Below are 21,025 nucleotides of genomic sequence, written 5' to 3' on the forward strand. Positions count from 1 at the left end.
GGTTGCGCGTGACATCCCCCCCAAAACTTCGTATAAAATCACAAAATTACGAAGGAAGTACTGAATGTCCGATAACGATCAAGCCTCTGAGCAGTATGGCGCGGAATCTATCAAGGTTCTTAAGGGGTTAGAGGCTGTGCGCAAACGCCCGGGCATGTATATTGGGGACACCGATGATGGATCGGGTCTGCACCATATGGTCTATGAGGTCGTTGATAACGGAATTGACGAAGCGCTGGCTGGCCATGCGGATGCGGTGAACGTTAAAATTCACGCCGATTCCAGTGTTTCTGTCAGCGATAACGGTCGCGGCATTCCGGTGGATATCCACCCAGAAGAAGGCGTTTCCGCCGCCGAAGTTATCATGACGCAACTGCATGCTGGCGGTAAATTTGACAGCAATTCATACAAAGTGTCCGGCGGTCTGCATGGCGTGGGCGTTTCGGTTGTGAACGCGCTGTCGGTCTGGTTGGAGCTGCGTGTGTGGCGCAACGGAAAAGAGCACCTGGCGCGCTTTGGTCACGGTGTCACGACCGATCATCTGGTCGAAGTCGGCGATTGCGGTGATCGGACCGGCACAGAGGTGCGTTTTTTGGCATCGACCGATACGTTTTCGGACCTGGAATATTCGTTTGAGACGTTGGAAAAACGCTTGCGGGAATTGGCGTTTCTGAACTCGGGTGTGCGCATTATCCTAGAGGATGAACGTCCAGCAGAAGCATTGCGCAGCGAGCTATATTACGACGGTGGTGTAAACGAGTTCGTAAAGTATTTGGACCGTCACAAAAACCCAATGATGCCTGAGCCGATTTATGTGCGTGGCGAAAAAGACGATATCGGCGTCGAGGTCGCGATGTGGTGGAATGACAGTTACCACGAAAGTGTCCTGCCCTTTACCAACAACATCCCACAGCGTGATGGCGGGACCCATATGGCCGGTTTCCGAGGTGCGTTGACGCGGACCATTAACAATTACGCTCAGTCCAGTGGCATCGCCAAAAAAGAGAAAATCAACTTTACCGGGGATGATGCACGGGAAGGTTTGACATGCGTTTTGTCGGTCAAAGTGCCGGATCCAAAGTTTAGCTCTCAGACCAAAGACAAGTTGGTGTCATCCGAGGTGCGTCCCGCGGTCGAAAGCCTAATGAACGAAAAGCTGACCGAGTGGTTTGAAGAGAACCCGACAGAAGCCAAGATCGTTGTCAGTAAGATTCTAGAAGCCGCCCATGCACGGGAGGCAGCGCGAAAAGCGCGTGATTTAACCCGCCGCAAAACAGCGATGGACGTTAATTTTTTGGCGGGAAAGCTAAAAGATTGTTCCGAAAAGGATCCATCAAAAACCGAAGTTTTCCTCGTGGAGGGGGATTCTGCGGGCGGGTCCGCGCAGACCGGGCGCGACCGGCAGACTCAGGCGATTTTGCCTCTGAAAGGTAAGATTTTGAACGTTGAACGGGCGCGGTTTGACCGGATGCTCGGATCACAAGAGATCGGCAATCTGGTGATGGCGCTGGGAACGGGGATCGGTCGTGACGAGTTCAACATCGAAAAACTGCGTTACCATAAGATTGTCATCATGACGGATGCGGATGTTGATGGGGCGCATATTCGAACGCTGCTGCTAACGTTCTTCTTCCGGCAAATGCCGCAGTTGATCGAGAATGGTCATCTTTATATTGCGCAGCCACCATTGTACAAAGTTTCGCGCGGAAAATCCGAAGTTTACCTGAAAGATCAGGCCGCTATGGACGATTATCTGGTTGAACAAGGGTCGGAAAGTGCCGTGTTGCGATTGGGATCCGGAGAAGAGATTCTGGGCGCGGATCTGCGGCGTGTCGTTGACGAGGCGCGCCAGCTAAAGCGCGTTTTGGATGCGTTTCCAACGCAATATCCACGCCGAATTCTGGAACAGGCGGCAATTGCCGGCGCGTTTGTGTCCGGCGCTGTTGATGCTGATTTGCAGGGCGTGGCCAATAAGGTTGCGGAACGTTTGGACCTGATTGCGTTGGAATATGAACGTGGCTGGAACGGACGTATCACGCAGGACAAAGGCGTGCGTTTGGCCCGTATTTTGCGCGGCGTCGAAGAGGTCCGCACCTTGGACGGTCCAATGCTGCGGTCCGGTGAGGCCCGTAAAACCGGTAGCTTTACCGCGAGTTTGCAAGAAACCTACACAATGCCTGCAACGTTGGTGCGCAAAGATCGGTCACAAGTGATCCACGGTCCGCTTGACCTGTTGAAATCGATTCTTGGCGAAGGTGAGCGCGGGCTGACATTGCAACGCTACAAAGGTCTGGGCGAAATGAACCCGGATCAGCTTTGGGAAACAACGCTGGACCCCGATGCCCGCACATTGTTGCAGGTTAAGGTTGAGGACGTCGCTGAGGCGGATGACATCTTTACCAAATTGATGGGGGATGTGGTGGAACCACGTCGCGAATTCATCCAAAACAATGCGTTGAGCGTCGAAAACCTAGATTTCTAAAGCTATACACCCTGCTAAACAGCCACACAAAGTCGTTGGATTTTGTGTGGCGTTTTCGTCTGGAACGGTGCCAATCCGCGCAAAAGCGACCAAATAATTAGCAGACTTTGCGGAATCCGCACATCTCGTGTAAGTAGCGATGTGAATTCCTGTGACATACAACACAGGGTTGAAAAATGTGACTTTATGTGACTTTGATGTTTATGCGTAGAAACGCCTCAAGCAACAAAAAGTTGAAGGGACTGTGTGGTGCTGACTTGGATTGATCTTAATGGTTACATCCGAAACCGGACAGGTTTGCAGAAGCAAGCTATCCTGATTTCTGTTGACCTGATGATGATCGTGATCGCATTTGGCACAACGATTGCATTGACCCACCCATGGGCTGTTTTTGCGGAAATCGCAGTTCAATGGAAAAGCTGGAGCACCTACCTCTTTATACTTGTGTGCCTCGGGGCGAGCTTTTCGATCTTGCTGGACCTGCATCGCGTCAAGCTAAAATCCTACGAATTACAATCGGTTATGCGAACCGCAGCCAGTGCCGGACTTGTTGGGTTATTTGGCGCGTTGACCAGTATGTTCTTAGACAATCCATTGGTGAACATGTCAGACATGTTTATCTTTTCGATGGTTCTGACAATCTATTCTGTGGGCGCACGTATCATGATGCGCCACCTGACATTAGAAAGCTACCTAAAGGCGCAAACCCGAAAACGCGTTTTGATTTATGGGGCTGGGAACACCGGTGTACAGCTCGCCGCTGCGTTGAAAACAGATGATTCCCTTGAAGCTGTGGCATTTGTTGATGACAACCTAACGCTTCAAAAAATGGTTGTGTCCAACATGCCGGTATATTCGCCAGTCCGGTTGGAAGCGCTGATTTCAAAGAAAGAAATCGATATGGTCATCCTTGCGATGCCATCAATTTCACGACCGAAACAGTCCCGCATCGCGCGCAAGTTAGAAGATATGGGATGCGAAGTGAGCATGCTTCCTTCGTTCGTTTCGTTGATCAGCGAGGGTGATCGGGATTTGATCAAACGCGTTCAACCCGTTGATCCCATTGAGTATTTGAACCGAACGGGTTTAGAACACGACATCAAAAATCTGTGTGACATTTATGGTGGCCGGTCGGTCATGGTCACGGGGGCGGGCGGATCAATTGGGTCTGAGCTATGCCGCCAAATTCTGGCGTGCCGTCCCAAAGAACTGGTGTTGTTTGAAATCGGTGAACATGCGCTCTATCAGATTGAGCGCGAGCTGAGGGATCTGGTCGGAACGACAGGCGTTAAAATTCGATCTGTTTTGGGGTCGATCACCGACGAATCAACCGTTCGCCGCGTCCTTAGCCAATATGGGGTCGAAATTGTTCTGCATGCCGCAGCTTACAAACATGTGCCCATGGTCGAACGCAACATGTTGGTTGGTGTGCGCAACAACGTTTTGGGCACCAAAATCCTCGCTGATGCGGCGCGCGATGCAAAGGTTAGCCACTTTATTCTGGTTTCCACAGACAAAGCGGTGCGTCCGACGAATGTCATGGGCGCGTCAAAACGCTTGGCTGAACTCGTGATCCAAGATTTGGCAACGCGTGCGGATGAAACCCGGTTTGGGATGGTTCGTTTTGGGAATGTATTGGGATCATCAGGGTCAGTTATCCCGCTATTTGAAGAGCAGATTTCCCGTGGCGGTCCGGTCACTCTGACCCATAGTGAAATTTCGCGGTTTTTTATGACCATTGGCGAAGCGGCGCGCTTGGTTCTGATGGCGGGCGACTATACCCAAGGTGGGGAAGTGTTTGTTTTGGATATGGGTGAACGTATTCAGATCCAGAAATTGGCACGTCAGATGATCGAACGCGCTGGGTATTCTGTCCGGGATGCCCGCACCCCAGATGGCGATATTGAAATTGTGATTACCGGGCTGCGGCCGGGTGAAAAACTACACGAAGAACTGTTGATCGGCACCGAAACGCAGCCAACCGGGCATCCGAAAATTTTGTGCGCCCAAGAAGAGCGGCTATCCGAGATTGAGATGGCCACTGCGATTCGTGCGCTTCAAACGGCGGTGATAGAAGGCAACGAAAGTCGCGTAAAAGACGTGATTTGCCGGTGGGTAGCGGGCTATGTGCCGCAAAACGAACTGGACGAAGCGCAAGCCTGATCCTAGCGACGACGAAATGGTTGCATTGCGGTTTTTGCAATCAGAACAATGTCAAAGCAAATAGATTGATGTTTCTGATAGATTAAATCCAGACGCGCTTTGCGTGGGACGCAGCGGCGGGTGTAGATCACATCTGTTTCAGCGGCTGATTGACTATGACGCAATAGTTTCTCTTCGTGCGCATGGTAATAAAGCGAAGCGAGGCCCGTAACGCCCGGCCTGTTCATCAACACCTGATTGTAGATTTCCGGGTAACGTTCGACAAAATCGCGCAATGGTGGCCTTGGACCGACAAAGCTCATGTCCCCACGAAGAATGTTCCACAATTGCGGGAGCTCATCCAACCGTGTCCGCCTAAGAATATGCCCCAAGTGCGTTATCCGATCGGATTTATTCCCACCCGAGGCGCCGCTATCCGTCGCGGATGACCGCATCGTGCGAAATTTAACCAAGCGAAAGGCGCGGTCGGGTGAATGCATCCTTTCTGACAGAAACAACACCGGTCGACCCTGCAGAATCAGGCACAAAATGCCCACCACCCCGATCGGGACCAAGAGGATGATGCCGAGAATCAACGCCAGCAAAACATCCAGCAGACGTTTGGATACCGTCATTACAGTCGGCTAGCGAGCCCGAGCGCGCTTCCCAAGAGTTGGAAAACTGTCTGCGTCGCAGTAATCGGGCTTTCTGTTGCGTAAACCAAATCACCGGATTGAATTTCAAATTGGCCGGCGCTGAACAAGCCATCCGCAGACGTCAAATCCAACGTGAACACAACACGCGAATGGGTCGGGCCAGAGCCGTCTTGGCGAATATGAGACGTTGAATATTGGCGCAAAATCAGGATGCCCTGTGGATTTGCACGTGTGTCAGCCACACCGCCGATGACCGACAATGCCTCGAGTGCGGAAATGTCGGATTTCGTAAAATCGTGGCGCGCTTCGGACCCAGCAGCGCCCAAAGACAGGAAGAAACGTTCATCTTCTTCCACATAGACTTTGTCGCCGCCAACCAAGGTTGTATCCAGCCCCGGATTATCCAATAGGCGGGCCATCGAAATCCCATAAAGATTGCTGCCACGTTGCAGACGAACCTGCGGATTGTTGAAACTGGTCACTGCACCGCCGCCGTCAGATATCAGCGACAAAATCGAATAGTTCCGATCTGGCATCGGGTATGTCCCAGGGGCAGAAACCCCGCCGACCAGACTGACCGTGTTTTGTCGTCCTTCCTGAACTTCTAGTTGGACCTGCGCGGACGGTGTTACCTCTATGTATTTGTTTTCAATCGTTTCTCGCGCGTGTTGGGGGCTCATCCCGGATATGCGTTGTGACCCAACATAAGGCAGAAAAACCGTCCCAGAGGATGAAACGCGCATCGGTTCAAGCGTAACAAACCGCTGGCCCGGGCTGGTCAAAAGCCCGTTTTCTTCGTTGCTCCAGATGGTAATTGAAACGACGTCGCCTGCGGCAATAATCCGATTGGCGGCCTGCGGCGTCCGGTCTATCCAGCTCAGACGTGAGGGGCCAATCTGGGGCCAGTTTGCAAACTGAGGCAGGCTGTCACGTGTGACGATTTCAACGGCAAAATCACGGATTTCTTCTGGGTCATCCTGAGATCCGAGAACCTCACTTTGAAAACCTGCACCGCGTGGCAAAGAGCAAGCTGTCAGCACAAAGCTGAGCGCGGCGATGATTAGGATTACCGGTTTTAATTGCATTCTCTCACCCCCCAGTGATGACAGAATTGCTATCGTTATCTCGTCAGAAAAGAAAGCGATATCCGCCCCCCGCGACCCTATTCAGCCACAAGGTGTTGCGCAAATTACTTTTGGGCGTCTTGTCCGATATGGGATTCGCCGCGTGCCGCTGACAGCGCCATTTGCTTTTGACGTTCGCGAAAACGATCTTTGTCAAAGTCAGAGGTTTCATGTGCGCATTGATGGCAGGACACCCCTTGTTCGAATTCAGGGCGTTCTTTGTCAGAGGGTAAAATGGGTCTGCGGCAGGCATGGCACAATTCATGCGGCCCTTCGCTTAGGCCGTGACCAACCGAGACGCGTGCATCAAACACGAAACATTCACCGTTCCATTTGCTGTCCTCCTGAGGCACCTCTTCTAGGTATTTCAGGATGCCTCCCTTTAGGTGGAATACGTCTTCGACGCCCTGACCCAATAGGTAGTTCGTGGATTTTTCGCACCGAATGCCGCCGGTACAAAACATCGCGATACGTTTGTTGTGGAACCGGTCTTTGTTGGCTTCCCACCATGCGGGAAATTCCCGAAAGCTGGCCGTTTCAGGGTCCACAGCACCCTCAAAGGTGCCGATGCCCACTTCGTAATCGTTGCGTGTGTCAATCACGGCCACATCCGGCGCGCTGATCAATTCATTCCAGTCCTCAGGCGCAACATAATGTCCCACTTTGGCCAGTGGATCGATATCCGGCTGGCCCATTGTGACGATTTCCTTTTTCAGCCGCACTTTCATACGAATAAAAGGCTTTACGCTTGCGGTGCTTTCTTTCCATTCGAAATCCGCGCAGCCGGGCAGGGATTGGATATGGGCGATCAACGTATCAATGCCGTTGCGATCCCCCGCAACGGTGCCGTTAATGCCTTCCTTGGCCAGCAAAAGCGTACCGTTGATCCCGTTGGCTTGGCACACAGCCAGCAACGGATCCTTAATGGCGGCAGGATCAGGGAAAGGGGTGAAATGATAGAGTGCTGCGACGATATACATATTTTCGCTCTACTCCTGTTGTCCCTTGTTTACAAGGCGCTTTAACGTCGCGCCGAGGCCAATGCCAACCCGTCAACAACGGCGGTGAAAACTTCGGATGTTTCGGGGGTTGCAGTGGGAAATAGAGTTTCAATCTTTGTTCGGATCACGTCAAGCAAACTAGACCCGCCCACATAAATCACTCGTTCGATCGAGGTTGCAGGAACGCCGGAATCCGCCAGCGTTTCGAGGGCGCATTCAGCGATTTCATCCGCGTAGCCGGTGATTTCGGCCTGCATCGCGTCCCGCAGCAACGTGGCTGTTAACCCTTTTTCGATGGGCCCCAGATCAATCGTACCGTCTGATCCGCCATTGGCCTGAATTTTCCCAGCCTCAACCGCATAGGCGATGTCATGTCCCAGATGCATTTCCAACACATCCCCCAATCGCCCAAACAATTTTGGGGATTTTGCCAATCGTTGCCATTTCTGGACGTCACGCAGCAGCGCCGGATTGTAAACAAAGGTGATTTTTTCCCAAGTCGCCAAATCCTGAAACAAAGACCGCGGCGCAGTGTGGCTGCCGGGGCCCATTTCATTGCCAATCTCTGCGCCATATCCCAGCAACGGCATCGCATGCGCGAGGCTGATCGCTTTGTCAAAATCAGTGCCGCCAACGCGAATCCCGCGACTGGCCAGGACCTGTGTTTGGTCCCCAACGCGATCACAAATGGTAAAATCCGACGTCCCCCCGCCGATATCGACGATCAATACACGCCCGGTGCCACCAACCGCCAGCGCTGCGGCCTCTGGCTCTGGTAGAAACGTGACAGACTTAAAGCCAGCCAGCAGATATGCCTCTTGGAGGTCAATCTGCGCCTGTTCGTTTCGGCTGTCAGATTTGGAATGAAACCGAACCGGACGCCCGGATAGGGCGTGATCGTAGGTCTGGTAGGTTTCCTTTTCAGCGCGTGTTTTGATCTCGTGTAAAAATCGCGCAATCACTTCGATCAGAGTTAGACGTTCGTTGAAAAACTGCCGACGTTCACGTGCCAGATTTGTGCCAAGGATGCTTTTGAGCGACCGCATGAAACGGCCATCTTGGCCTTCTATCATGGCGCGCGCCGCTGAACGTCCATAAAGCGTATTGCCGTTCGAAAAATCCAGAAAGATCGCCGTGGGCAACGTTTGTTCACCCGGCTCCATCGGGATCACATAAGGGGCGCCATTTACCGCGACACCTGCCGCCGTATTTGAGGTCCCAAAATCAATACCCAGAACTGCCATGTGACCACCCCTATTTCAAAGAAGTGGGTGTTTATGAGGAATGTCGCATGGATGCAATTGTGCCTATGCGGCAATCGTCGCAAAATGCCACGAAACCAAGGAGAATCCCATGTCCCGCGCCCTGATCGTGATTGATGTTCAAAATGACTTTTGCCCCGGCGGCGCGTTAGCCGTTCCAGAAGGCGACCTGATTGTCCCCGGGATTAACACCAAAATGTCGGGTTTTGACGTTGTTGTGCTCACTCAGGACTGGCACCCGGCGGGTCATTCTTCGTTCGCCTCTTCGCATGACGGAAAATCCCCGTATGACATGATCGATATGCCTTATGGATCGCAGGTTCTTTGGCCAGATCATTGTGTGCAGTCCAGCATGGGCAGCGCATTTCACGCGGGACTGCGCCAAGATGGCGATTTGATCATCCGCAAAGGTTTTAACCCGGCGATAGATAGCTATTCGGCGTTTTTCGAAAACGATCAAACGACACCCACAGGATTAGAAGGGTATCTACGCAACCGAAACATCACCGCGTTGACGATGGTCGGGTTGGCGACTGATTTTTGTGTGAACTACTCGGCTCTGGACGCGGCAAAGCTGGGTTTTGATGTCGTTGTGGATCTAGAGCTTTGTCGCGCGATTGACCTAAACGGGTCGCTTGAATCCGCAATGTCAGACATGAAATCCGCCGGTGTGCAATTCGCCTAACCCTTGCATCTTTGGCGTGTCCAATGATCTAAGGATTACATGCAAAGGTTGGAGGATCCGATGGTCGACATTGCAACCCGTGTTTGGAACCACAAATGGAAGATCGATCCAATCGTTCGATCCTTGATCGACACTGATTTTTATAAGCTGTTGATGTGTCAGTCGGTTTTTCGGAACAAACCTGACACGCAGGTCACATTCAGCCTGATCAACCGTTCAAAATCAATCCGATTGGCCGATCTGATTGACGAAGGTGAGCTGCGCGAACAACTGGATCACATCCAATCTCTGTCTTTGTCTCGTGGTGAAAGTACATGGCTGCGCGGGAATACGTTTTATGGCAAGCGTCAGATGTTCCGGCCGGATTTTATGGAATGGTTCGAAAACATGCGGTTGCCGGACTATCATCTGGAAAAACGCGATGGGCAATATGAGCTGACCTTCGAAGGGTCTTGGCCAGAAGTGATGCTGTGGGAAATCCCAGCGCTGTCCGTGTTAATGGAGCTGCGCGGCCGGGCCGTTTTGAACGATATGAAACGGTTCGAGCTTCAGGTTCTGTATGCGCGTGCCATGACCAAGCTTTGGGGAAAGATTGAACAACTTCAAAAGGTTGAAGGATTACGCGTCGCTGATTTTGGGACACGCCGTCGCCATTCGTTTTTGTGGCAGGATTGGGCCGTACAGGCGATGGTCGAAGGTTTGGGCGACAGCTTTACCGGGACGTCAAACTGTTTGATCGCCAAAAATCGCGATTTGGAGGCGATCGGAACAAATGCGCATGAATTGCCGATGGTGTATTCCGCGCTTGCGCAGGATGACGCGCAATTGGCCCAAGCACCTTATGAGGTTTTGTCCGATTGGCAGGAAGAACACGAAGGTAATTTGCGGATCATTTTGCCCGATACTTATGGCACCGAGGGGTTCTTGAAACGGGCCCCGGATTGGTTGGCGGGATGGACGGGCATTCGCATCGATTCTGGCGATCCTGCAACCGGGGCTGAGGTTGCGATACAATGGTGGAAAGACCGGGGAGAAGACCCAACCCAGAAGTTGGTGATTTTTTCAGACGGATTGGATGCGGATAAAATTATAGAGCTACAACAACAGTTTGCAGATCGTGTTCGGGTTGGCTTTGGTTGGGGTACGATGCTGACCAACGATTTTGTTGGGCTCAGCAAGGATGACGCATTGGCGCCATTTTCGCTGGTCTGCAAAGCAGTGTCTGCCAATGGGCGATCGACCGTTAAACTGTCAGATAATCCGCGCAAAGCGATGGGCGCTGACGGGGAAATCGAGCGTTACAAACGGGTTTTTGGTGTGGGCGAACAGCAGGAAATGGACGTGTTGGTCTAAGGTTCCAACGCGTCGATTGTTTGTCGCAACAGGGCCGCACTGGCCTTTAGGCCTGCGGTTTCATCTGCGTTCAAATCCGGCATAAGTTCGGCAACAACCCCCTGCGCCCCGATGATACGTGGGAGGGAACATGCCACGTCATTGACGCCCAAAACGTCTGACACCACAGACACAGACAGCACAGCCTGTTCGTCTGTGGCAATGGCCTGAACGATCCGCGCCAGCCCGGCCCCGATCCCGTAATAGGTCGCACCTTTGCCATCGATAATGGTATAGGCGGCGCGGCGCACACCCTGATCGATTTCTGCTCGGATTTCCTCAGTTAATGGCGCCGATACTTGGGCTGCGAAATCATCAATCGCAACGGACCCGGCGCGCGCATTTGACCAGGCCAAAACTTCTGAATCTCCGTGTTCGCCCAAAACATAGGCGTGTACGGATCGCGGCGAAATTCCAAGATGCCGTCCAAGTAGCCAGCGAAACCGAGCAGTGTCCAGAATGGTCCCGGACCCAATGACACGGACGCTGGGAAGTCGCGATATCTGCGTGGCGATCTGGGTCATGATATCCACAGGATTGGAGGCGATTAACAATATTGTGTCGGGCGCGACCTGCATGATCCTGGTAATAACGTCTTGAAATACAGCGGCATTGCGCGCCAGTAGATCCAGCCGACTTTCGCCGGGTTTTTGGCTGACACCCGCTGCGATGATGACCACGTCAGCGCCATCCAGTGCGCCATATCCGCCTGATTCAACGATGGTTGAGGACGCAAAAGGTACGGCATGGGCAATGTCTTGGGCCTGCGCGCGGGCCAGATTTTCATCCTGATCAACCAGAACCAATTGGCTGGCAGTGCCATTCAGAGCCAATGCAAAACCGGCTGAACTGCCGACCATACCCGCGCCAACAATACCGACTTTCATGAGCATCTCCTGTGTGAAATGGGCGTTTTAATCGTCTTCGCCGATTTTCCCACGCATGGCTTTGATCTGACCCCGTTGTTTTTTGGCAGTCACACGCCGACGCTGCGATCCAAGGGTCGGCCGGGTCGCGATCCGACGTTTGGGACGTTCCAATGATTTCAAAATCAGCTCGACCAATCTTTCGCGTGCAATGTCGCGGTTTCTCGCTTGGGAACGGGTGTCTTGGACAAAAATGATGATGGCACCATCCGCGGTCCATCGGCGCCCAGCCAAACGGCGCAGCCGGTTTTTAACCGGCTCGGTCAACGCAGGTGAGCGCGCCGCTTCGAACCGCAATTCAACGGCGGTGGACACTTTGTTAACGTTTTGGCCACCAGGGCCAGAGGCGCGGACGAATTGCTCCGTCAGCTCCCAATCGGCAATTGTGATCTGGTCGTTAACTATCAGGGTCATGGTTGTTCATGGGGGACCGGCCAATGGAATCATAGGCCTCAAATCCGGCACGTTTTGCGTCTTTGGCGGAATAGATATTGCGTAGATCAGCCATCCGGGGGGCCGTCATATGTTTGGCGATGCGTTTCAGGTCCAATGCGCGGAATTCGTTCCATTCGGTCAGCAAAACCACCAGATCAGCGTTTCGGGCGGCTTTGTAGGCGTCGTCAGACCAAATCACACCGGGCAATAGCGCCTCACCTTCGTGTTTGCCTTGGGGATCGGTGACACGCACCTTGGCACCGCCGCCGACCAAAGCCGGGACAATCGTTAGGGCAGGCGCATCCCGCATATCGTCTGTGTTGGGTTTGAACGTTGCGCCCAGAACGGCAATTGTTTTGCCATTAAAGCTGCCGTCGCAAAGGTCTAACAGCTTATCGACCATGCGGCGTTTTACTTCTTCGTTCACTTTGATCACGGCCTCGGTGATCTGCATGGGCATGGCATGTTCCTGTCCGATACGCGCCAACGCTTTGGTATCTTTGGGAAAACATGATCCGCCATAGCCCGGTCCGGCATGTAAAAACTTGTTGCCGATACGCCCATCCAGCCCCATGCCTTTGGACACTTGTTTGACATCCGCACCGACCTTTTCACACAGACCAGCGATTTCGTTGATGAAGGTAATTTTGGTCGCAAGAAAGGCGTTGGCGGCGTATTTGATCATTTCCGCGCTTTCCAGATCCGTCGTGATGATTGGGAAGTCACGTAAGAAAAGCGGCCGGTAGATATCCGCCATCACATCAGCTGCGCGGTCGGTTTGTACCCCAACAACAACCCGATCAGGGCGCATGAAGTCGTCGATCGCAGCGCCTTCGCGCAAAAATTCCGGGTTTGAGGCAACGTCAAATTCAAGATTTGGGTTGGCCTTGTGGATCACTTGTTTGACCTTGCGATTCGTACCGACGGGAACCGTAGATTTGGTCACGATCACGACATATTCGTTTGCAAGTTGCGCGATCTCTTCGGCGGCAGCCATGACGTAGGTCAGATCCGCATGACCGTCACCGCGGCGGGTCGGAGTGCCCACAGCAATAAACACGGCTTCGGCGCCTTCTAAGGCCTGTTTTAGATCAAGCGTAAACGAAAGACGGCTCGCAGCGACGTTTTTGGCCATCAATTCGTCGAGGCCCGGCTCATAAATGGGCACTTCGCCTGCGTTCAGACGTTCGATTTTGGACGGGTCTTTGTCCACGCATACGACTTCGTGGCCGAAATCTGAGAAACACACCCCAGAGACAAGCCCAACATAGCCTGTGCCAATCATCGCAATCCGCATGAACCTTTTCCTTCTTTCGGCGTTATTTCCCCCACCTTTTGAAGATGATGGCCGGGCGCGCAAGCCCCAATCACGATACGAGAGAAAGCCGTGACAAAAAACCCTCTGGTTTGTTTACCTGCTGTTAATCGCCGCACGGCGCTCAAAGGCTTTGTTTAACGGGGCCAAGTAGAGACTTAGGGCATCATTCAAAAGGAGTTTGCTGATGTCGGAAGTGTCTTCCCGGCTCGAATTGCCCTACCTGCTGCCATCGCAGGCCCAGAAACATGTCACCCATAACGAAGCCCTGCAACGTTTGGACGGATTGGTGCAGCTCACTTTGATGAGCTTTGACGCCGACACGCCGCCGGGGCCACCCAATGATGGGGATGCGCATTTTGTTGGGTCCAGTCCCACGGGCGCATGGCTGGGGCAGGCAGGAATGCTGGCCATCTGGGACAATACAAATTGGACGTTTACTGCTCCTCTCGCGGGTTGGTTGGCATGGGATGTCGGCAATCAGGCGTTTGTGGTGTTTGACGGATCTAGTTGGCAGGATTTGCCTGTGATCCTTGAAAATGTGTCAGGTATCGGGATTCAATCGACGTCTGATGCGACGAACCGTTTGTCGGTGTCATCTGATGCGAGCCTGTTTTCGCATGCAGGGGCAGGGCATCAGTTCAAAATAAACAAGGCCTCTGCCGGAGATACGGCATCATTGTTGTATCAATCTAACTGGACAGGGCACGCTGAAATCGGGCTGGCTGGTGACACGGATTTGTCGATCAAAACCAGCGCAAACGGGTCCACATGGTTTGAATCGCTACGGTTTGAATCCGGGACCGGACTTGTGACGGGTCAAGCCGTTCAGAACGCCGCCGATGATGTGACGCCGGGGCGATTAATGCGGACCGATTATGGTTACAGTCGTGGCAACGTCGTTGGCACAGTTTCAGAAACCGCGGGCCTGCCAACAGGTGCGGTGATTGAACGGGCCAGTACCGCAAATGGCACATACATACGGTTTGCCGACGGAACACAGATATGCACGTATACGGGCACGTTGGCCTATGATGCAGCCAACCGGTTGGAATACAGCTGGACCTATCCGGCGGCCTTTGCGGCCGGCAGTACGCCGGCAATTTCAACCAATTTGATCAACGAATACGGAGCCACGCCGGGGCCGGATGAGTTTGGGCTGTTTGGCGGTCGGTTTGGCGGGGCCGGGATGCCTGAGACGATGGTGGATATACGGCTATATCGCATGTCGGGCGCTACGAATTTCCTGGCTGGGGATACATTACAGTTTTCCGCCACGGCCATTGGTCGCTGGTTTTGAACAAAAAGGGCCGCCCCGGCGATGGGACGGCCCTTCGAAAGTTCAGGAGGTGAGGCCGGTTAGACTGCTCTTTTCAGAGGCCCACCTAAGGTTTGCTGACCAAGGGCTGCCCTAGCCAAACATCCCCCAAGTTGTCCCGACACTATTCTCCAATCTCTTTCTTGACACTGGATCACCTCCTTTCAAATGTTTCGCCTGAAAGTAGGTTTGCACAGATTTAGTATAAGTCAAAATCTTTTTGACTACATTTACCATCATTATGTTGCGGATCGTGCCATCAATTGGGTGACGATCATTCGGAACGGGACCAATGCGATCAACGCAATTGCCAGTTTCACACCCCAATCAGCCACTGCCAGAGAGACCCACAATGGGGCATCTGCGCCAAATGTCAGGAACGGCATTGTATCCAACGCCCAAGAGGTTTCGCCGTCAGCCGCGGCGCCAAATGAGATAAATCCGGCGAATGCGATGGTGAAAAACAACGCGGTGTCGATTGTGGATCCAACCAGCGTAGATGCCAGCGGTGCACGCCACCATGCGCCATCGCGCAGACGGGAAAAGATCAGCACATCCAGCATTTGCGCCACAAGGAACGCAACAGCAGACCCAATCGCGATCCGGATCGCAACGGCCGGATAGGTGTATCCGTCGCCTTGCAACATGATCTGCGATCCGATCAGGGAACAAATGATCCCAACAACAAAACCAGCAAACACAACGCGACGCGCGTCTTGGGTTCCGTAAACGCGATTCATCACATCTGTGACCAGAAACGCAAAGGGATAGGTAAACGCCCCCCAAGTCAGTAGGCCGTCAAGCAGCAGGAACTGAACGAGGATGTTTGAAACCACCACGATGGTGGCCATGGCAAAGATGCCAGGTAGAATACGTGTCATGATATGATCCGTTTTATCAAGGTAGCGGAGACTTGGCCCCCGAATGGGGACGAGCGGCGTTTAGAGACCAAAACCGCACCGGTCAATCCTTTTTTAAGAATTGATTTGATACTCGACGATCTGAGTGCGCTGGAACGCCCGGAAATTATCATCCGAAATCAGGGTCATTTTTAACTGACCCTCGGAATCCTGCCAGATGCTGATCCCTTCTAGATTGTCATAGGTGCCAACCCAGGTTTCAAACAGTGTTTCTTCGTTTTGGCCGTTTTCATCGAACCGCCGAACGCGGCTGCGAAATCCAAACCCAACAAAGTCGCGTTCAAGGATATATAGCCGCCCATCTGGGTCAAAATCCGCGCCGGTCACCAGAAATTTGCCACGTCTGGGCAGGTGAAACGGAATGGTCCACGTGCCGCCATGGTACCGATAAACCGGGAACGGCCGAGTTTCGCGCCCGGACCGTTCTGGAATCGTATAAATGTCACCGCTGGAATCCAGCGCCAGCGCCTCAAGCGAGGAATTGTGCTGCATGTTCTGGAATTCAGCATGTTGGGGCAACCACGTCCCGATGTCGTTGGCGTCGGAATAGGTCCAGACGCGGTGTTCTCCTTCGAAAGAAATGAACACCCGGCCATCAGGGCGCAACGCGATCCCTTCGCTGTCAATCTGAAGCCGCAAACCCAGATCGGGCATTTTGCTACTCAGTAACATCGAGCTGGCGGTGATGTCTTTGACGATCCCCTGATCGCGCGTGAAATGTCCCTGCAACAGCAGCCCACGATCATTCAGGGCGTAAAAAGACTGTCCTGAATCAAAGACTTCGATGCCGCTCATGCCACCAAATCCGGGCATATCGCTTTGCCACGTATAGCTGCCCAAAAAGGTGACGTTTTGGCTGTCATTGGCCGAAACATCCGCACGGGCTGGCGCGGCCAAAACCAAGGCCGCGATGATCCATTTCAGCATTGGTTACTCCGATGCGGCAACCGCGCTACAGGTGCCGGGCATCCGCGCCATCGTCAGGGGGGGCCGCGGTGTGGACGGCGTGGCATTCGGATTTGGCGGGGGTGGGTTCAAGATATCGTTGACCCAATTCTGCGCATCGGCACAGCCATCCCCAGCGGGGGGCGGAGCCTGATCTTCGCAGTTTGTCGCGCCGCGCGGACAGGACAGGCGCACGTGGAAATGATAATGATGCCCCCACCATGGCCGAATTTTGCGCAGCCAGTCACGATCACCGGTTTCCCAATTGCACATGTCGACCTTGGCACCGGGAAATACAAAAATCCGCGCCACACGGGGATCCGAAGCCGCTGCACGCAGCAATTGACGGTGCTCTTCGGTCCAGCTGTTATTGGTGTAGGCACCGCTGGCGCGACGCATGGAAATCGACGAAATATTTTCACGTTCGCTGCGGGTCAGGTTCAACCGATCCGGGGGTAACATCCAGATATCAATGTCCAATCCGGATTGATGGCTGCGATGGCCGGACAGCATTGGGCCGCCACGCGGCTGGCTCATGTCACCGATATAAAGCCCCTCCCAGCCGGGCAGGCGGGCCGCAAATCTGGACAGATCCTGAACGTAATCCACAGTGTCGGGCTGGGCCCAATTGCGATTGCGGCTTAGGCGCATGGCCTGCCATGTCGGCCCGGTTTCGGGCAGCTGAACCGCACCGGCCTGACATCCGCGCGCATATCCACCGACGGGCTCTGAATCCTGAGCAGACGCCGCAGGAATATAGCCAAACACCTCTTTGGCGGATCGGTTATCATTGCTGTTTTGGGACGAAACGCGGGTAGCCGTCGCGTTATTTGTCGCCGTTTCACCACGATCCCGACAGGACGTCAGGGCCAAAACACATGTCATCGCTAAAATGAGGCGGATCATACTGCTCGATCTCCTTCTGGTTTGACCCAACGTAGCAGAAATAGCCCCAAAAGGAAAAGAATGATCACAGGAATAAACCCTTGTTGGTTGTTCCCGGTCCATGCGGTGATCAAGGCGATTAATGCAGGTGCAAGAAATGCGGTTGCTTTGCCGGACAATGCAAACAAGCCAAAGGCTTCGGTGGGGCGGTCAGGGTCCGCATGGCGCACCATCAAGGAACGGCTGGCAGCATAGAGCGCCCCGCCAGCCCCGCCCGTGACGGCCCCGCAGATTAAGAAGATCACGTCTGGCAGGCTTGATCCTTCGGGTAGGGGAAACCCAAACAAGTGTTGGCGGGACATGCCGATGATCACCGCCCCAACAGCGATTAAGCACCAAATTGCCACGCGAATAACGGGTTTGGGTCCGACACGTGCGTCAAAAATACCCCCGATCGCGGTCGTAATGGCCGCTGAAATGGCGCCGATAATCCCAAATACGCCGATTTGAACTATCGACCATTCCAGCACCAGCGCGGCATAAAATCCGCCAAAAGCATAAAGCGCATTCAGGGCATCCCGATATAACATCGAACTGATCAAGAAATTGAGCAGGCTTTTCCGGTGTGTGATGGCCTTTAATGACGTTTTCAAATCGCTCCAAATTTGGCGAAAGGGCACCGAAGATTTTACCTTGCGGGGATCGTCGCGTACCCATGCAAAGAACGGGATCATGAAAATGACATACCAGATCGCAATGAACGGTCCGACGGCTCTGGTGCCTTCTCTGGTTTCAGGATCAAGCCCAAACAGGGGCGCATTCCCGAGCAATGTCACACCATTTTCGTTCTCAGCCAGCAAAAGCAGCATGATAAGCAGCGCCAACACTCCGCCCCAATACCCAAAAGCGGCACCCATTCCTGATATACGTCCAACGGTTTTTTCATCGCCTAATGACGGCAGGATCGCATTGGTGAAGTTGAGGGCAGATTCAGCCGCAAAGAAGCCGACATAGAAAATGACCAGCATCAAATACAGTGACGAACCATCAGGTGTCAGCCCCCACAATGACGCGGTGGCGGCGACGAAAATCGCTGAAAACAACAATATCCAAGGCATCTTGCGGCCCGAATTATCGGCCCAGACCCCCAAAACAGGCGCGGTCACTGCGATCAGCAATCCCGCGATGGTTTGGCTAATGGCCCAGATACTTTGAGAGTTGGCTTTGGCGGCCTCTTGGGTCAGGCCTGCATCCATAAAATAGTTTGTGGCCACATAGGCAAAGTAAGGACCAAAGATAAACGTGAGGCCCAAAGTGTAAAAGGGTTGTGACGCCCAGTCGAAAAAGAACCAACCCCAAATACGTTTTCGCAAACTGCGATCCATCCCAACCCCCTGTTTTTCTCAGTTAGACAGGGAATGGGCGGTGCAGGCAAGGACTTGGTGAGGATTGCATGGCGTTAGGTGTCTTGCATTGGGGGCCAGCTGCGGGTTGCATCTGCGTTGGCCCAGTTCAAAACCCAATCGGGCGGGTCAATGCGGGGGCCGGTATGGCCGCAATATTTGGCGAATTCATCCGGGCACACGATGCCATCTTTGTCGGTGATCGCTGACCGGATCAGAACATGGCTGGTGCAATCGCCGCCGCTGTTCCACATGCTTTGTTCCACATATAAAAACCGGTCATCCCAGCCAATACCGCGGCTTTTCATGGTCAGTTTGTCAAACATTCGCACGCGGCGACGATACCGGGTGGACGACCCCGCAACGGTCAATCCCCATTTCTTTTCTTTCAATGCGCGCAGCAATCCGATCCTAAGCCCTAACGGCGTGCGTCCCAGATCATACAGCGTCAATGTGCGCCCGTTGTTCAGCTCCATCAGAAAATCCAGATCAATGGGCCAGCAGATATGCGTGCTGACATGGGTGCCATCGATCGGGAGCATGGGCTGTTTGCGGGCCTGCCACAATTGCCACATTAAACGGGGCATCGGGTACATTTGGGTCTCCGGGGAATCGCTTGATTAAAAATTGACGTTTACGTCAATTCGCATCGCTTTCAAGCTTTACGACACGGAAAGGAGTTGTCTGATAGGACAAGAATGCTTAGGTCCCAGCAAAGAGAAATAAGGAAACAACGATGCAATCAATCATTCAAATCCTGCTGTTGGTGTTGGGCGTGGCGCGGACTTTCATCTTTGTCCACTTCATCATGAGCTGGTTGATTTCGTTTCAGGTGCTCAATATCCGTCAGCCATTTGTCAGCCAAATCTGGCATGGATTGAACCGTTTGCTGGAACCAATCTATGGGCCAATTCGTCGGGTTTTGCCCGCGATGGGCGGAATTGATCTGTCGCCGATTGTGGCGTTGCTGGGGATTGAGGCGATCCGGATCGTATTGTTCAACAATATGTAGCAAACCAAATGCGCCAGGCTGTTCTGGCCCGGCGCAATGCGTGTTTTAACCGACAAAAAAGATGGGACCGCTTAGACGGCGTAATCCTCTGTTTCGGGGGCGGCGTGATCAAAATCGACGCTGCTATAACCCTGTAAAAACAACAGCGAGGTCAGATCGCCAAAGTTGATGCGCAGATCGGATTGGGCCGCAACAGCCGGCTTGGCATGTAGGGCAATACCTGATCCTGCCAGATGCAGCATCCCCAAATCATTGGCGCCATCACCGACCGCCATGGCGTCCACGGCTTGACGCGGCAAATGTTCGCTAAGCGATTGTAATGCGGCGACTTTGGCCTCGCGTCCCAAAATGGGACGGGCCACATCGCCGGTCAATTTGCCGTCTGCGATCAGCAGTTCATTGGCCTGCGCGTGATCAAAGCCCAGCTCATCCGCGACCTTTTGTGCAAATGCTGTGAACCCACCAGAAATCAGCACACATTTCGCGCCGTTTGCCTTCATCGTGGCGATCAGACGACGTGCACCTTTGGCATAGGTGATGCGTTCGGCCAGAACTTTGTCGATGATCGATGCATCCTGCCCACGCAACAGTCCCACACGTTCGATCAGGGCAGCGTCAAAGTCCAATTCACCGTTCATCGCGCGCGCGGTGATGTCAGCTACTTTTTCACCCACACCCACTTCGGCGGCCAATTCATCGATACATTCCTGTTCGATCATGGTGCTGTCCATATCCGCCAGCAGCAGTTTTTTGCGGCGGTGACCCGTGGTTTGAATGCACAGATCCGTGTTCAGGTTCTGGCAATCGGCCCAGACCTGATCAAAGTTGTCTGGCCGCTTCATGACCGGGAATTCCGCTGCTTCATCTGGGGCCAGCCAAACGGCATCGCCCCCGCCCCATGCATTGCGTAACGAATCGACCAAAGCCGGATCAAGGGTGGGATTGGACGGTGCGGTTAGCAGCGTAACGGTGAACATCGTTGTTTCCGATCGTAGTCAAAGTGAGTCGCATTTGGCGGGTATTAGGCCGGTTTAGCGCCATTTTGCCGGTTGTGGAATGCGTTGGATCAAACTAACACCGGCGGTGGGACACCCTTCCCCAACGAAGGGCGCTTATCTGGAA

19 protein-coding genes are annotated in these 21,025 nt (G+C 53.4%); 6 read left to right on the top strand and 13 right to left on the bottom strand.

Annotation, left to right across the window (positions count from 1 at the left end; genetic code table 11):
• Positions 1 to 64 precede the first annotated feature (64 nt).
• Together gyrB and AB1F12_RS00730 are read left to right on the top strand one after the other, a co-directional pair.
• The gene (gene gyrB, locus AB1F12_RS00725) at positions 65 to 2,482 is read left to right on the top strand and encodes a DNA topoisomerase (ATP-hydrolyzing) subunit B (protein WP_368185821.1); all 2,418 of its coding nucleotides are present in this window, start codon (positions 65 to 67) and stop codon (positions 2,480 to 2,482) included.
• Between the two features lie 249 nt (positions 2,483 to 2,731).
• Positions 2,732 to 4,645, top strand: a complete 1,914-nt coding sequence (locus AB1F12_RS00730; RefSeq protein WP_368185823.1) for a polysaccharide biosynthesis protein — start codon at positions 2,732 to 2,734, stop codon at positions 4,643 to 4,645.
• A gap of 2 nt (positions 4,646 to 4,647) precedes the next feature.
• On the opposite strand, the gene AB1F12_RS00735 is transcribed toward AB1F12_RS00730, so the two are convergent.
• From AB1F12_RS00735 to AB1F12_RS00750, 4 genes are all read right to left on the bottom strand, one after another.
• Positions 4,648 to 5,259 (bottom strand): sugar transferase, encoded by a 612-nt coding sequence (locus tag AB1F12_RS00735; RefSeq protein ID WP_368185826.1) that lies wholly within the window; start codon positions 5,257 to 5,259, stop codon positions 4,648 to 4,650.
• Complete coding sequence (locus AB1F12_RS00740; protein WP_368185827.1) at positions 5,259 to 6,365, bottom strand: polysaccharide biosynthesis/export family protein; 1,107 nt, start codon at positions 6,363 to 6,365, stop codon at positions 5,259 to 5,261. The genes AB1F12_RS00735 and AB1F12_RS00740 overlap by 1 nt, the downstream gene beginning before the upstream one ends.
• A gap of 104 nt (positions 6,366 to 6,469) precedes the next feature.
• Positions 6,470 to 7,384 (bottom strand): rhodanese-related sulfurtransferase, encoded by a 915-nt coding sequence (locus AB1F12_RS00745; RefSeq protein WP_368185829.1) that lies wholly within the window; start codon positions 7,382 to 7,384, stop codon positions 6,470 to 6,472.
• A 41-nt stretch (positions 7,385 to 7,425) separates the two neighbouring features.
• Complete coding sequence (locus AB1F12_RS00750; protein WP_368185830.1) at positions 7,426 to 8,649, bottom strand: Hsp70 family protein; 1,224 nt, start codon at positions 8,647 to 8,649, stop codon at positions 7,426 to 7,428.
• Positions 8,650 to 8,758: 109 nt separating this feature from the next.
• On the opposite strand from AB1F12_RS00750, the gene pncA reads away from it, so the two are divergent.
• On the top strand, positions 8,759 to 9,352 hold the full coding sequence (pncA, locus tag AB1F12_RS00755; protein ID WP_368185832.1) for a bifunctional nicotinamidase/pyrazinamidase: 594 nt from the start codon (positions 8,759 to 8,761) through the stop codon (positions 9,350 to 9,352).
• Positions 9,353 to 9,412: 60 nt separating this feature from the next.
• Entirely contained in the window at positions 9,413 to 10,705 is a 1,293-nt protein-coding gene (gene pncB, locus AB1F12_RS00760; RefSeq protein ID WP_368185833.1) for a nicotinate phosphoribosyltransferase, read from the top strand.
• Here the strand turns inward: pncB and AB1F12_RS00765 are convergent.
• Genes AB1F12_RS00765 through AB1F12_RS00775 form a run of 3 tightly spaced genes read right to left on the bottom strand, consistent with a single transcriptional unit; the run spans position 10,702 to position 13,402 of the window.
• The gene (locus AB1F12_RS00765) at positions 10,702 to 11,631 is read right to left on the bottom strand and encodes an L-lactate dehydrogenase (RefSeq protein WP_368185834.1); all 930 of its coding nucleotides are present in this window, start codon (positions 11,629 to 11,631) and stop codon (positions 10,702 to 10,704) included. The genes pncB and AB1F12_RS00765 overlap by 4 nt on opposite strands.
• 27 nt (positions 11,632 to 11,658) lie before the next feature.
• Complete coding sequence (arfB, locus tag AB1F12_RS00770) at positions 11,659 to 12,084, bottom strand: alternative ribosome rescue aminoacyl-tRNA hydrolase ArfB (protein WP_368185836.1); 426 nt, start codon at positions 12,082 to 12,084, stop codon at positions 11,659 to 11,661.
• A complete protein-coding gene (locus AB1F12_RS00775) occupies positions 12,068 to 13,402 on the bottom strand; it encodes a UDP-glucose/GDP-mannose dehydrogenase family protein (protein ID WP_368185837.1) in 1,335 nt (444 codons plus the stop codon). The genes arfB and AB1F12_RS00775 overlap by 17 nt, the downstream gene beginning before the upstream one ends.
• 205 nt (positions 13,403 to 13,607) lie before the next feature.
• On the opposite strand from AB1F12_RS00775, the gene AB1F12_RS00780 reads away from it, so the two are divergent.
• On the top strand, positions 13,608 to 14,720 hold the full coding sequence (locus AB1F12_RS00780) for a DUF2793 domain-containing protein (RefSeq protein ID WP_368185838.1): 1,113 nt from the start codon (positions 13,608 to 13,610) through the stop codon (positions 14,718 to 14,720).
• Positions 14,721 to 14,977: 257 nt separating this feature from the next.
• On the opposite strand, the gene AB1F12_RS00785 is transcribed toward AB1F12_RS00780, so the two are convergent.
• From AB1F12_RS00785 to AB1F12_RS00805, 5 genes are all read right to left on the bottom strand, one after another.
• Complete coding sequence (locus AB1F12_RS00785) at positions 14,978 to 15,619, bottom strand: queuosine precursor transporter (RefSeq protein WP_368185839.1); 642 nt, start codon at positions 15,617 to 15,619, stop codon at positions 14,978 to 14,980.
• Positions 15,620 to 15,712: 93 nt separating this feature from the next.
• Entirely contained in the window at positions 15,713 to 16,585 is an 873-nt protein-coding gene (locus AB1F12_RS00790) for an esterase-like activity of phytase family protein (RefSeq protein ID WP_368185840.1), read from the bottom strand.
• Between the two features lie 3 nt (positions 16,586 to 16,588).
• The gene (gene mepA, locus AB1F12_RS00795) at positions 16,589 to 17,509 is read right to left on the bottom strand and encodes a penicillin-insensitive murein endopeptidase (protein ID WP_368185841.1); all 921 of its coding nucleotides are present in this window, start codon (positions 17,507 to 17,509) and stop codon (positions 16,589 to 16,591) included.
• Positions 17,506 to 18,873, bottom strand: coding sequence for an MFS transporter (locus AB1F12_RS00800; protein ID WP_368185843.1), 1,368 nt, complete (start codon positions 18,871 to 18,873; stop codon positions 17,506 to 17,508). Before AB1F12_RS00800 ends, mepA begins: the two co-directional genes overlap by 4 nt.
• A gap of 74 nt (positions 18,874 to 18,947) precedes the next feature.
• Positions 18,948 to 19,487 carry an acyl-CoA thioesterase gene (locus AB1F12_RS00805; protein ID WP_368185844.1) on the bottom strand — a complete coding sequence of 180 codons (540 nt, stop codon included), beginning with the start codon at positions 19,485 to 19,487 and terminating at the stop codon, positions 18,948 to 18,950.
• A gap of 140 nt (positions 19,488 to 19,627) precedes the next feature.
• Between AB1F12_RS00805 and AB1F12_RS00810 the strand changes: the two genes are divergently transcribed.
• A complete protein-coding gene (locus AB1F12_RS00810; protein WP_368185846.1) occupies positions 19,628 to 19,903 on the top strand; it encodes a YggT family protein in 276 nt (91 codons plus the stop codon).
• A 71-nt stretch (positions 19,904 to 19,974) separates the two neighbouring features.
• On the opposite strand, the gene serB is transcribed toward AB1F12_RS00810, so the two are convergent.
• On the bottom strand, positions 19,975 to 20,880 hold the full coding sequence (gene serB / locus AB1F12_RS00815; protein ID WP_368185847.1) for a phosphoserine phosphatase SerB: 906 nt from the start codon (positions 20,878 to 20,880) through the stop codon (positions 19,975 to 19,977).
• Positions 20,881 to 21,025 lie beyond the last annotated feature (145 nt).

This window comes from Aestuariibius sp. HNIBRBA575 (genome assembly GCF_040932005.1).
Lineage (GTDB): Bacteria > Pseudomonadota > Alphaproteobacteria > Rhodobacterales > Rhodobacteraceae > CANLNM01.

What these genes read in the sequence shown, in the direction of transcription:
- AB1F12_RS00735 (WP_368185826.1), bottom strand. Translation starts at nt 5,259, where the DNA reads ATGACGGTATCCAAACGTCTGCTGGATGTTTTGCTGGCGTTGATTCTC.
- AB1F12_RS00740 (WP_368185827.1), bottom strand. Translation starts at nt 6,365, where the DNA reads ATGCAATTAAAACCGGTAATCCTAATCATCGCCGCGCTCAGCTTTGTG.
- AB1F12_RS00810 (WP_368185846.1), top strand. Translation starts at nt 19,628, where the DNA reads ATGCAATCAATCATTCAAATCCTGCTGTTGGTGTTGGGCGTGGCGCGG.
- AB1F12_RS00765 (WP_368185834.1), bottom strand. Translation starts at nt 11,631, where the DNA reads ATGAAAGTCGGTATTGTTGGCGCGGGTATGGTCGGCAGTTCAGCCGGT.
- pncB (WP_368185833.1), top strand. Translation starts at nt 9,413, where the DNA reads ATGGTCGACATTGCAACCCGTGTTTGGAACCACAAATGGAAGATCGAT.
- AB1F12_RS00775 (WP_368185837.1), bottom strand. Translation starts at nt 13,402, where the DNA reads ATGCGGATTGCGATGATTGGCACAGGCTATGTTGGGCTTGTCTCTGGG.
- AB1F12_RS00745 (WP_368185829.1), bottom strand. Translation starts at nt 7,384, where the DNA reads ATGTATATCGTCGCAGCACTCTATCATTTCACCCCTTTCCCTGATCCT.
- arfB (WP_368185836.1), bottom strand. Translation starts at nt 12,084, where the DNA reads ATGACCCTGATAGTTAACGACCAGATCACAATTGCCGATTGGGAGCTG.
- AB1F12_RS00805 (WP_368185844.1), bottom strand. Translation starts at nt 19,487, where the DNA reads ATGTACCCGATGCCCCGTTTAATGTGGCAATTGTGGCAGGCCCGCAAA.
- gyrB (WP_368185821.1), top strand. Translation starts at nt 65, where the DNA reads ATGTCCGATAACGATCAAGCCTCTGAGCAGTATGGCGCGGAATCTATC.
- AB1F12_RS00790 (WP_368185840.1), bottom strand. Translation starts at nt 16,585, where the DNA reads ATGCTGAAATGGATCATCGCGGCCTTGGTTTTGGCCGCGCCAGCCCGT.
- pncA (WP_368185832.1), top strand. Translation starts at nt 8,759, where the DNA reads ATGTCCCGCGCCCTGATCGTGATTGATGTTCAAAATGACTTTTGCCCC.
- AB1F12_RS00785 (WP_368185839.1), bottom strand. Translation starts at nt 15,619, where the DNA reads ATGACACGTATTCTACCTGGCATCTTTGCCATGGCCACCATCGTGGTG.
- AB1F12_RS00800 (WP_368185843.1), bottom strand. Translation starts at nt 18,873, where the DNA reads ATGGATCGCAGTTTGCGAAAACGTATTTGGGGTTGGTTCTTTTTCGAC.
- AB1F12_RS00750 (WP_368185830.1), bottom strand. Translation starts at nt 8,649, where the DNA reads ATGGCAGTTCTGGGTATTGATTTTGGGACCTCAAATACGGCGGCAGGT.
- mepA (WP_368185841.1), bottom strand. Translation starts at nt 17,509, where the DNA reads ATGATCCGCCTCATTTTAGCGATGACATGTGTTTTGGCCCTGACGTCC.
- AB1F12_RS00780 (WP_368185838.1), top strand. Translation starts at nt 13,608, where the DNA reads ATGTCGGAAGTGTCTTCCCGGCTCGAATTGCCCTACCTGCTGCCATCG.
- serB (WP_368185847.1), bottom strand. Translation starts at nt 20,880, where the DNA reads ATGTTCACCGTTACGCTGCTAACCGCACCGTCCAATCCCACCCTTGAT.